The sequence below is a fragment of the Streptomyces uncialis genome (genome assembly GCF_001905345.1).
GTDB lineage: Bacteria > Actinomycetota > Actinomycetes > Streptomycetales > Streptomycetaceae > Streptomyces > Streptomyces uncialis.
Window position 1 is genome coordinate 660,266 of sequence record NZ_LFBV01000002.1, and the last position, 11,088, is coordinate 671,353.

8 protein-coding genes are annotated in these 11,088 nt (G+C 73.3%); 2 read left to right on the forward strand and 6 right to left on the reverse strand.

Annotated features, from left to right (window positions below; translation table 11 throughout):
- Nucleotides 1-119: 119 nt before the first annotated feature.
- The 5 genes from AB852_RS11170 to AB852_RS11190 form a co-directional block, all read right to left on the reverse strand.
- On the reverse strand, nucleotides 120-641 hold the full coding sequence (locus AB852_RS11170) for a MarR family winged helix-turn-helix transcriptional regulator (RefSeq protein WP_073786563.1): 522 nt from the start codon (nucleotides 639-641) through the stop codon (nucleotides 120-122).
- Between the two features lie 251 nt (nucleotides 642-892).
- Nucleotides 893-5,191, reverse strand: coding sequence for an nSTAND1 domain-containing NTPase (locus tag AB852_RS11175; protein ID WP_073786565.1), 4,299 nt, complete (start codon nucleotides 5,189-5,191; stop codon nucleotides 893-895).
- Nucleotides 5,188-5,514 carry a CU044_2847 family protein gene (locus AB852_RS11180; protein ID WP_073786580.1) on the reverse strand — a complete coding sequence of 109 codons (327 nt, stop codon included), beginning with the start codon at nucleotides 5,512-5,514 and terminating at the stop codon, nucleotides 5,188-5,190. The genes AB852_RS11175 and AB852_RS11180 overlap by 4 nt, the downstream gene beginning before the upstream one ends.
- Before the next feature lie 239 nt (nucleotides 5,515-5,753).
- Entirely contained in the window at nucleotides 5,754-7,661 is a 1,908-nt protein-coding gene (locus tag AB852_RS38500) for a serine/threonine protein kinase (protein WP_073786582.1), read from the reverse strand.
- Between the two features lie 316 nt (nucleotides 7,662-7,977).
- Complete coding sequence (locus tag AB852_RS11190) at nucleotides 7,978-8,169, reverse strand: hypothetical protein (protein WP_073786584.1); 192 nt, start codon at nucleotides 8,167-8,169, stop codon at nucleotides 7,978-7,980.
- Nucleotides 8,170-8,522: 353 nt separating this feature from the next.
- Here AB852_RS11190 and AB852_RS11195 point away from each other — a divergent pair, with 353 nt between their 5' ends.
- A complete protein-coding gene (locus tag AB852_RS11195; RefSeq protein WP_073786587.1) occupies nucleotides 8,523-9,488 on the forward strand; it encodes a pirin family protein in 966 nt (321 codons plus the stop codon).
- A 29-nt stretch (nucleotides 9,489-9,517) separates the two neighbouring features.
- Here the strand turns inward: AB852_RS11195 and AB852_RS11200 are convergent, their stop codons facing one another.
- Nucleotides 9,518-9,994 (reverse strand): hypothetical protein, encoded by a 477-nt coding sequence (locus AB852_RS11200; protein ID WP_073786589.1) that lies wholly within the window; start codon nucleotides 9,992-9,994, stop codon nucleotides 9,518-9,520.
- A gap of 273 nt (nucleotides 9,995-10,267) precedes the next feature.
- On the opposite strand from AB852_RS11200, the gene AB852_RS11205 reads away from it, so the two are divergent.
- Nucleotides 10,268-11,011 carry an RNA polymerase sigma factor gene (locus tag AB852_RS11205; protein WP_073786591.1) on the forward strand — a complete coding sequence of 248 codons (744 nt, stop codon included), beginning with the start codon at nucleotides 10,268-10,270 and terminating at the stop codon, nucleotides 11,009-11,011.
- The last annotated feature ends 77 nt before the right edge of the window (nucleotides 11,012-11,088 follow it).

The following is an 11,088-nucleotide window of genomic DNA, read 5'->3' on the forward strand; positions in this document are numbered from 1 at the left end:
CGCACATCGGGCGGCGGCGCAGATGCCCGATGTCCGCCCGGTGTCACCACGAAAGCGGTCAGGCCACCGAAATACTTGTCCGATCAGTTTGTGCGGGGCACGCTTCCCCTCCGGGCCCGTCAGCGTTCGGCCGCCGCCCACCGGGTGAGCTGCTGCTCCAGTCGTTCCATCACGCACAGGGCCGCGGCCCGCTCCTCAGCGGTGGCATCACCGGCGGTGATCCCTTCGAGCTCGACCCAGACCTGCTCGACCTCCCGCCGCAGGGCGAGGCTGGCGGCGGTCGGCTCCACGATGACCGCGCGCTTGTCGGTGTCCGAGGGGCGGCGGCGGACGAAACCCGCCTGTTCCAGACGCCGGACACTGCGGGTCATGGTGGCGGCGTCGGAGTCCAGCAGACGGATCAGGTCGATCTGACGCTGCGGCCCCCGCTCCCAGAGGTGCATCATCACCAGCTCCTGGCCCGGATGCAGTCCGACCCGGCGCAGAAGCTGCCCGGCGATCATGCGGTGCAGCCGCGCCACCCGGAAGATCCCGTGACTGATCGGCGCCGCGTGCGCGAACGCGGGCACCGGCACCATCCCGGCGTCGTCCGTGGTCGGCGCGGGCCCCGGACCCTCGGCAGGAGATGTCGACCGCGTCATGATCGGTGCGCCTTTCTGTACATATTGCTCGAACAGTTAAATGCCCCTGTCTCTCCATCCTAGCCCGCCGCGACAGACGAGAAGAGCTCCCACCAAGGACACCACTTTCCCTGGCCGGGGCTTGCAGCGTGCACTCAGAGGCTCCCTGGGAACACACTAGAGAAAATTACCTGTCCGGACAGGAATTGCGGAATCCTCTCGCCAGCACCTGCGACGACATCACCGGCCCTCACCCCGGCCTCGGCCACGGTTCAGGGGCAGATCCGGCGGTACGCGACTCCGTCGGGGAGGTAGCGGCGCCATTCCCGTTCGGTCAGGGAGCGGCCCGCGATCGCGCAGGCCTCGCCGGTGAGGGTGGCGAGGTCGCCGAAGGCGGCGGTGTCCCACACCCGCGCGGTCCTGTCGGCGCCGCTGGTGGTGGTGAGGGTCTTCCCGTCCGGGGCGAAGACAGCAGAGCGCGTGGCACCGGTGTGGCCGGTGAGCAGGGCCAGTTGTCTGTGGGTCCGGAGGTCCCACAGGCGTACCGTCCGGTCGTCGCCGGTGGTGGCCAGGGTCCTGCCGTCCGGGCTGACGACGGCCGACCGGACGGCGCCGACGTGCCCGTTGAGGGTGGCGAGGCGGCGCAGTGTACGTACGTCCCACAGTCGCACCGCGGCGTCCCGGCCGATGCTGGCGAGGGTCTTCCCGTCCGGGGTGAAGGCCACCGACTCCGCGGCGTCGGCGTGCCCCTTGACCGTCGCGGTGAGACGGCGGTGCCGGATGTCCCACAGCCACAGCCTGCCGCCCGAGCCGGCCGCTGCCAGGGTCCTGCCGTCCGGGCTGAACACCACGAGGCCGACCATGCCGGTCGGCCCGTCGAGGTCACCGAGGTGCTGGTGGGTCCGCGCGTCCCACAGCCGCACGGACGAGGACTCACGGCCGCCGGTCACGAAGGTCCCGCTGTCCGGGCTGAAGGCCGACCAAGTGACCGCGCTGGGGAAGGACGCCAGTTGCTGATAGGTCCGCAGGCTCCACAGGCGGGTTGTCCTGTCGATGTAGCTGCTGGTGGCGAGGGTGTGGCCGTCCGGGCTGAAGAGGACGCGCTGCACGGGGCTGCGATGGCCGTCGAGGGAGGCGAGACGGCGGCGGGTGCGTACGTCCCACAGCAGGACCGCCGTACCGTCGTCGCCGCTCGCGGCGACGAGGCGGCCGTCTGGGCTGAACCGCACCCAGTTCACCTCGCCGGTGTGCCCGGTCAGACGGCCCAGGGTGCGGCGTGTCCGGGCGTCGCGCAGGTGCACGGTCCCGTCGCCGTCGCCGGTCGCGAGCACCTGCCCGTCCGGGCTGTAGGCCGCCGGGCTTCCCGAACCGCCCGGCCCGGCGAAGGCGGCGCGCGGCCGGCCGGCCCGCATGTCCCAGAGCCGGACGGTGGCGTCCTCCGACCCGCTGGCCAGCACGGTGCCGTCCGGACTGAACGCGAGCGCGTTCACGGGGCCGGTATGGCTGGTCAGCATGACCATGGCCGTGCGTGCCCGCACGTCCCAGAGCCGTACGGAGCGGTCCTGGCCCCCGCTCGCCAGGGTCCGGCCGTCCGGGCTGAAGGCCAGGGCGGACCCGGTGCCGTTGTAGTCGCTGAGCCTGACCGGGGGACGCTGCCCGCGCGGGTCCCACAGAAGCGTCACGCCGTCGCTCGCCCTCGTGGCCAGCGTCTCACCGTCCGGGCTGAACGCCAGCGAGCGGATCTGACCCGTATGGCCCTTCAGCGTGGCGGTGCGGCGCTTCTGCCCCACGTCCCAGAGCTGCACCGCGGCCTTGTCGTCGGCGCTGGTGCCAAGACCGTTGACGATGACGGCGACCGTCCTGCCGTCGGGGCTGAACGCGAGCGGGGCGGCCCACGAGCCGTCGTCGCCGTGGGCCTGGAGTTCACCGGTCCTGCGGTGGGTACGGGCGTCCCAGAGCAGCACCTTGCCCTGCCGGGCGCCGGTGGCGATCGTGTCCCCGTCCGGACTGAAGACCGCCGGTCTCCCGGCGCCGGTCAGGACAGCGGTCCGCTTGCGTGTGCGGGTGTCCCACAGCTGTGCCTTCCAGCCGTCATGGCTGGTGACGAGTGTCCTGCCGTCAGGGCTGAACGCCGCCGTGTGCACCTGGCTGCTGCGGCCGTCGAGCGAGGCCGACTGCCGCCGTCCCGCGACGTCCCACAGCCGTGCCGTGCCGTCGTTCCCGCTGGACGCGAGGGTCCTGCCGTCCGGGCTGAAGGCGACCGACCGCACCTCTCCCGTGTGGCCCGGGAGCGTGGCCCGCAGAGGTGAGGAGACCGTGGACAGGAGCTGGGCGCGGGTCTCCGGGGTCGGGGAGACGCGCTGGGCGGCCAGGGCCAGCCGGGCCGCCAGGGCAGGATCGGAGCCGGCGTACCGGCGGCTCTGCTCCGTCAGGCTCCGGGTGGCGGCCAGGGCCCGCTGCTCGCTGCCGCTGCGGGCGTTGAACATGGCGAGCCCGGCCGCGACGAGACCGAGGACGGTGAGCACGGCGAAGCCCGCCAGGACCGTACGGCGGCGGCGGACCAGACGCTGCTGGATCTGGTCGCTGGCCTCGACGAACCCGGTCTCCTCGGCGGGGATCTCGGCGCCGCGTACGCCGATCCACCGCCGCGCCCGCGCGATCTGCTCCCCGCCCAGGGCCAGTTCGGGCGGGTGGCCCAGCTCCTGCCAGGCCCGCAGGGACCGGCGCAGACCCTCCTGCCAGCCGCGGAACTCACGGTTCTCCTCGACCCAGCCCCGCAGCCGCGGCCACTTCTCCACGAGTGCCTGGTGGGCGAGCTCGGCGGTGTCGCGCCCGGTCGGGCGGCGCGTCACCACGACCAGCCGGGTGCTGGCCAGCCGGTGGATCAGCGCCCAGTCGCCCGCGGAGAACTGGGTGCGGGCGGCGACCCGGCGGGTGTCCGGGCCGCGCTCCCCGGCGTCCAGCTCCTCGCCGGGACGTACGAGCTGGATGAAGATCCGTTCCAGCGCCTGCCGCTCGGCCCCGTCCGCCCAGCCCCACAGCCGGTGCTCCGCGTTTCTCGTCAGCGCTCCCTCCACACCGCCGAGCTCCTGGTACGCGGTGGTGGTCAGCAGTCCGCGTTCCTGTCGCTCCCAGAGCAGGCTCAGGGCGTACTCCAGCATCGGCAGCGCGGCCGGACCGGGCGGGGTGTCGCGCAGCAGCAGCTCGACCAGGCCGTCGGCGAACCGGACCCCGCCGTGCCCGTCCAGCGGACGGACGATCGCCTCGCGCAGCTGCGTCCGCATCATCGGCTGCACCACCACGGAAGTGGTGTCCCACGCGGTACGGAGGTGGGGCAGCTGCTCGATCTGCCGCAGGAAGTCGATCCGGGTGACGACCACGGCCTGGGCGGGACGGCTGCCGTCCGTGCGGCGGGCCGTCAGCACTCCGAGCATGGCGTCCAGCCGGCGGGCCGTGCCGGGCGCGTCCGCGAGCAGCGTCTCGAACTGGTCGGCCACCAGCACCAGCCGGGACCGTCCGCCGTGGCGGGCCAGTGTCCGCTCCACGGCGGTACGGATGCCCTGCTCGTCGGTGAGCTGCCGGGCCAGCGCCGACCAGCGGTCGTGCCAGCCCGCCCGCATGGTGTCCGTGTCCCCCGCCGAGGCCAGGGCCCAGGCCAGCAGTTCCTCGGCGGTGAGGCGCAGCCCGTGGGGCAGTCGGGCGATCACGTACCGCTCGCTGTCGAGGTGTGCGAGCAGACCGGCGCCGACCAGCGAGGACTTGCCGACGCCGGAGGGGCCGAACACCGGCAGGACGGGTACCCGCTGGTGTTCGAGTAGTTCGGTGAGCCGTTGGGTCTCCAGCGTACGGCCGTGGAAGACGGCGCGGTCCTGCTCGGTGAACGGCAGCAGTTCGCGGTAGGGGCTGTCCGCCAGCAGCCTTCCGCGCAGTTGCGGCCACTCGCGGGTGAGGGACTCGACGGTGAGCGCGTAGCCGGTCCGGCGTCGCTGGTCCCCCTCCACGGCGACGACGACGCCGATGACTCCGCCGTACTCGTCGTCCCACACCGGCGCCCCGCTGAAGCCGCCCGCCAGCGGGAACGGGGCGTCCTCGTCGCAGGTCAGCTGCCACCAGCCGGTGCCCTCGCGGCCCTCCACGGTGCCGCGGGTCCAGATCCCGGCGTCCTTGCCGCCGCCCCGTCCCGGGAACTTCGGGAAGCCGAACGCCCGCCAGCGGTGCCCGGCCAGGTTCTCCGCCGCCACGATCCGCAGGGGCAGCGCACCCGGCGGGGGCTCGCCGTCCAGCCGCAGGACGGCGACGTCGCCACTGCTGTCGGCGGCCACGGGAACGCTGAAGTGCACGGAGGCCGTGGCCTCGGGGCGACCGCGCAGCAGCGGGAAGTCGAGGGTGACCGGAAGGGATTCCGGCAGGGGTGCGTCGTCCCGGAGACCCGCGGTGGAGGCGACGACATGGGCGCAGGTGAGCAGCAGCCGGTCGGGGATCAGGAACGCCACCCCGACCGGGCGGCCGTCGTGCAGCACCCGGGCCGTCCCGCGTTCCCACGCGGATTCCGGCTCGCCCGGGGGCGTCACGCGCCGCTCTCGGGGCGGTCCCACTCCAGCTCCAGCTTGATGTGCGCCTCCCCGGACCCCTTCGCCACGACCAGGCCCGCCTCCGCCGTGAGCCGCAGTCCGAACTCCGCACGGATGTGATCAGGACTGCGCGGCAGGTCCGCCAGCCGTGTCAGCATCGTCGCGGCCACCCGCTGCACCCGGGCCATGCCCGACTCGAACGTCTCGGCGGACGCCCCGAAGAGTTCGTCACCGCGGCTCGCCCGGATCACTCCGGCGCCCTGCTCGGCGGGCAACTCGACGACGAAGACCTCACCGTCTTCGAAAGGGACATTCAGATACACGTGACGACCTCACCATTGCTTCATCAACTCTCCTCTCACATAGGGGAGTTGCGCTTGTACGCCTTCGGAGCCAGTCATGGTAGCCGCGATCCCCGGCCGCGAACCCTTTTCCGGCATTCCCGAGCTAGGTGTGACGAATCCATGCGGATCCCGTGAAGGGTGAAGGCGCTTGCCGCGCGGGTGGCGTGAGCGGTCGGGACCGTCCGGGACCGCGTTCGGCGTGGCCTCGCGCCGGGGCCTCAGCCCCAGGGGTCGATCTCCTGGAGGCACAGATTGATCGCCTCCTGCTTGTCGTCGCTCGTCCAGCCCAGCGCCACGCCGCCGACACAGCCCGGCGCGTCGACCGACAGCACCTTGTACGTCTTGTCCCACGGAACGGGGAAGTCGCAGGGCTCGACGTAGGCGGTGCCCTTGCCACCGTCCTCGATACGGACGCAGTCGCCCGCCTCGGCCGTGAAGATGTCCTGCGAGTGGACCGTCGAGTAGAGGACGAACCCGGCGATCAGGACGAGGGCGATCCAGCCGAGGCACCCCGCCCCGTCGCCGCCGCTCTGCGGGGCCGTGGTCGCGGACGGGGGCGTCGGCTTCGGGGGCGCCGTCGGCCCGGGTTTCGGGGTCGGCTTCGCGTGCGGCCCCTGGGTGGGCTTCGGGCCCTTCGCCGCTCCGGACTTCGCCGGTGCCTTGGTCGCCGCCTTGGCCTGCGGCTTCGGCTTGGCCTTCGCCCTGAGGTCCTTGGGGCCCTTGGAGCTCTTGAGGTCCTTGGCGGCGGACGCGGCGGCCTTCGGCCGTCTCAGCACCGCCACCGGGTCGCCGACCCGTACGGTCCCCCCGGCCACCGGGCCGGTCTCCCGCAGTTCACCCGCCGCCGGGGAGACGACCCGCGCGCGCTGCCGCCCGTCGGTCACGGACAGAAGCGTCTCGCCCGCCGCGACCGTGTCCCCCGGCCGCCTGTGCCAGCGGACCACCGTCACCCGGTCCGCCCGCGCCAGTTCCCCCGGTAACGCGGGCAGCGCCACCGGTACGATCCGGTCCGCGCTCGCCCTCCTCGCGTACAGCGCGCCCATCGCGTCGGCGGCCTCGGCCAGCAGCGCCCCTCGCAACCGCTCGTCCACCGGGTCCGGGTCCACCACGGGTTCGCCCACCGGGACCGGGTCCCGTCCCGGCTCGTCCACCGGAGACCGGCCCGCACCCGGTCCGTCGACCTCGGCCCGGCCCGCACCCGGCTCGTCCGCCCTGGCCCGGTCCACGACCGGCTCGTCCATGATCCAGGTCGCGGCCAGCGCACCCCGTTCCATGATCATCGTGGCGATCCGATCGGGGTTGCGGCGCGCGGCGGGGGTGTACGACTCCGTCGCCGCCGCGAACCGCTCCAGCAGTTGGGCCGCCGTGGGCCGTTGCGCCGGGTCCTTGAGCAGGCACGGCACCAGCAGGTCGGCGAGCGTGGGCGGGACATCGGTCAGGTCGGGTTCTTCGTGGATGAGGCGGTGCAGGACAGCGAACGTCGTACCGCCGCCGAACGGGGCGCGTCCGGTCACGGCGTGGACCAGCAGGCTCGCCAGGCTGAACACATCGGACTCCGTGCCCGCTTCACCGTCCGTGACCTGTTCCGGCGACATGAACGCGGGGGTGCCGATCACGCCTTGCGCGGTGAGGCGGGTGGCCGCGTCGAGGGCCCGGGCGATCCCGAAGTCGATGATGCGGGGGCCGTCCTCGGCGAAGATGACGTTCCCGGGCTTGAGGTCGCGGTGGACCAGGCCGTGGGAGTGGATCGCGGTGAGCCCCTCGGCGAGTCCGGCGCCGAGCGCGGCCACCGTCCCGACCGGCAACGGCCCATGGGCGTCCACCGCCTCCTGCAACGACGGTCCGGGTACGTACGCCGTCGCCAGCCACGGCGCGTCGGCCGTCGTGTCGGCGTCGACCACCATCGCCGTGTAGAAGCCGCCGACCTGCCGCGCCGCCGCCACCTCGACGGCGAACCGGCGCCGGAACTCCGGGTCCTTCGCGAGATGCGGCCGTACGACCTTGACGGCGACCAGCCGCCCGCCCCGCGAGCGACCCAGATACACATCCCCCATGCCCCCGCCGCCCAGTTGTCCCAGCAGGACGTACGGGCCTATCCGGGAGTCCGACCACAGCGCTTCGGGCATGAGGGCAGTCTGATCGGTAGGGGCGGCCTCGGCACGCCCTTCCGGAAAACGGACCGGGTTCCTGGAACACGGTTTCGGCTTGCCGAACACAGGTCCAGGGACACCCGGACGCACGTCCGCCGGGGACCATCGCCATCCGTGGGCGGAGCCCGCCGGGCCCGCCGAGCCCGGCAGGTCCACGACCGCCGCTGTCCGCCGGTGGTCCGGGAGCCTCCGCCCCCGGGTCGGCCGGTCACCCGTCCCGTACCAGGGCCCCCGCCCCGGGCCCTGGATCGGTACGGCGCTTACGTCCGCGGCACCGCCCGGCCGCGTTCCGTCAGCCGAACGGGGAGAACGCGCGCTCCTCCCGCGCGGACTGCGAGCGTTGCAGTCCGCTCCAGTCCAGGGCGTCGCGTGCTACGCGCTGGGTGAGCTCAGCCGCCTTGCGGGACTCGGACACGACGTCGCCGCGTTCCTGGATCAATCGCTCGTAGATCGGTGAGTGGCCTGATGTTTCCACGGTGTTCATAGGGATGATCCTCCCCCGTCCACCGGTGGCCTGTGAAGGCGGGCTGGTACGAGGTGCTCCGCCCGTCGTCCCCGGCCGCCCCGGCGGGGCGCGCCAGCCCCGTGACCGCACGGCCGCCGGGCAGGCGTTTCCCGCCCGGTGCCTCCCGGTCCGGACGGGCACCCCGGTCGCCGCTCGCATCGCAGGTGGGCGGGCGCACCGTCATCCGTTCGTGCCCCGCGCGGGAGATCCCCCGACACGGGAGGGGACGACCGCCGCCCTGGCACCCCGGTCCACCGGTCACGGCTCACGGCAAGCCCGGGCCGGGCCGGGGCAGCGGTCGCGGTTCGACCGGCTCCGCTAGGTTGTCCGACATGAGCAATCTTGACCGCGCACCGGTGCCCGCGCTCTGCGGCGGGCGGGGCTTCGTCGTCGCCGAGCCCGTCCGCGAGCTGCTGAGCCCCCGCCGTGTGAAGCTCGGTGAGTCCACCGAGGTCCGCCGTCTGCTGCCCAACCTGGGCAGGCGCATGGTCGGCGCGTGGGCATTCGTCGATCATTACGGCCCCGACGACATCGCGGACGAGCCGGGTATGCAGGTTCCCCCGCACCCCCACATCGGGCTCCAGACCGTGAGCTGGCTGCATGAGGGCGAGGTGCTGCACCGGGACAGCACCGGCAGCCTCCAGACGATCCGGCCGCGTGAGCTGGGCCTGATGACCTCCGGCCGGGCGATCGCCCACTCGGAGGAGTCCCCGAAGTCGCACGCCCGGTTCCTGCACGGCGCGCAGCTGTGGGTCGCGCTGCCGGACGGCGACCGCCATGTCGAGCCGCACTTCGAGCATCACTCGGTCCTCCCGACCGTCACGGCCCCGGGCCTGACCGCGACCGTGATCCTGGGCGACCTCGACGGCTCCCGCTCCCCGGGCACGGTGTACACCCCGATCGTGGGCGCGGATCTCGCCCTGACCCGGGGCGCCGATGTCCGGCTCCCGCTGGAGCCGGACTTCGAGTACGCCGTCCTGTCGATGTCCGGTGAGGCGAGCGTGGACGGCGTTCCGGTGCTGCCGGGCTCGATGCTGTACCTGGGCTGCGGCCGCACGGAACTCCCCCTGCGCGCCGGGTCCGACGCGGGCCTGATGCTCCTCGGCGGCGAGCCGTTCGCCGAGGAGCTGGTCATGTGGTGGAACTTCGTCGCACGGACCAACGAGGAGATCGTCCAGGCCCGCTCGGACTGGATGAACGGCGACAGCTTCGGTGAGGTGAAGGGGTACGACGGGGGGCCGCTGGCCGCTCCGGAGCTGCCGCCGGGGCCGCTGAAGAAGCGTGGGCGCGTGCGCTGAACCGGGGTCATGGCCCCGCTCCGGCGCCGTTACGACGCCCGGCGCGGGCTCCCTTCGCCGCCGCCCAGGTACGCGGGGTCGCTCCGGCGGCGGCGCCCGTGGATCTGGAGGTACAGCAGGGCCACGGATTCCTCCGCTCCGTGGTCGAAGCGCTTCAGAACCTTGCCGAGCGGGTTCCAGAGCCGGCCGTCGGGCATCCGGACGCCCAGCGGCTGGCCGAACACCTCGCGCTGGTCGCGGTCCAGCTCGACCCAGACCGCGCCGGCCTTCCGGACCAGGACTTCCCCCGCGTACGCGCCGAACCCGAAGAGCGCCTCCAGCGGGCGGGCTCCCGCCCCTCCCGCACCACCTCTCCGGAGGCCGTCCACCACGAGATCCACGACGCGCAGACTGCCGACCGAGTAGTCGAGGGGTAATCGCGCCCGTGCGTTGACGCGCTCGACGAACTCCGCCACGTAGTGCCGCATCTGGGACGCGGCGGGTTCCGGATCGACAGCCGGACGCATCACGACTCACCTTCTCCATCGGGACCGGGCCGGGGAACCGACCCGTAGAACCAAGCGGAAGGAGGCTGCCTGGCGTCACGGCGTGATTGCGCCGCGATTGCGTGATGACCCCGGTGGGGAGGAAACATCCGGCACATGCGGCACACCACGTCCCGCTCGTGATGCGGGCCACCGACCCGGCCGGCCTTCAGCCCACGGCACCCGCCGCTCCGCGTGCGACCGGTACGCGGAGCGGCGGCGGGACGGGGGCGCCGCTCGGAGGAGGGGAACCGGATGAGCGCACGGAGCCGCGGGCAGGGCGCCGCCGCGGGCGAGAAGGAACTCGGAAGAGCGATCGTCAGGGCGCAACAGGGGGACGAGCGGGCGTTCGCCGCGGCGTACGCACTCGTACAGCCGTCCCTGCTGAGCTATCTGTACGGACTGGTCGGGTCGGACGCGGAGGACGTGGCCTCCGACGCCTGGCTGGAGATCGCGCGCGATCTGGACCGGTTCAGCGGCCACGGGGCGGGCTTCCGCGCCTGGGCCACCAGCATCGCGCGGAACAGGGCGGTCGACCATCTGCGCCGCCAGCGGAGCAGACCCCGCGCCACGCTGCTGAACGAGGACATGCACGAACTGCCGAACGGTCAGGACACCGCCCGGGAGGCCCTGGAGAGCATCTCCACGCAGCGCGTCCTCTCCTTGATAGCGCTGTTGCCCGGCCGTCAGGCGCAGGCCGTACTGCTCCGTACGGTCATGGGCCTGGACGGGGTGACGGCGGCCCGGATGCTGGGTCGCCGCCCCGGCGCGGTGCGATCGGCCGCGCACCGGGGTCTGACCCGGCTGGGCCGCCGGCTCGACCCGGGCGGCCAGGGTCCGGCCGGGCGCCGCGGCCCGGACCGGGAGCGCCGCGTGGGCGCCGGGCCCTGGGGAGGGGGCTCCACGGCGTGGGCCGCGCGAGGGACGTCCGGTACGGCGGGGCCTGCGGCCTCCGGTGGCGCGGGCCCGGGCGTTCCGGGCGGGGCCAGGAGACCCTGAGCGGGCCCCCGCGCGAGATACGCGGGTGCGTGGCGTTCGAGCGGTGACATCACCTGGTGCTCCCCGGTGCGCCGCGC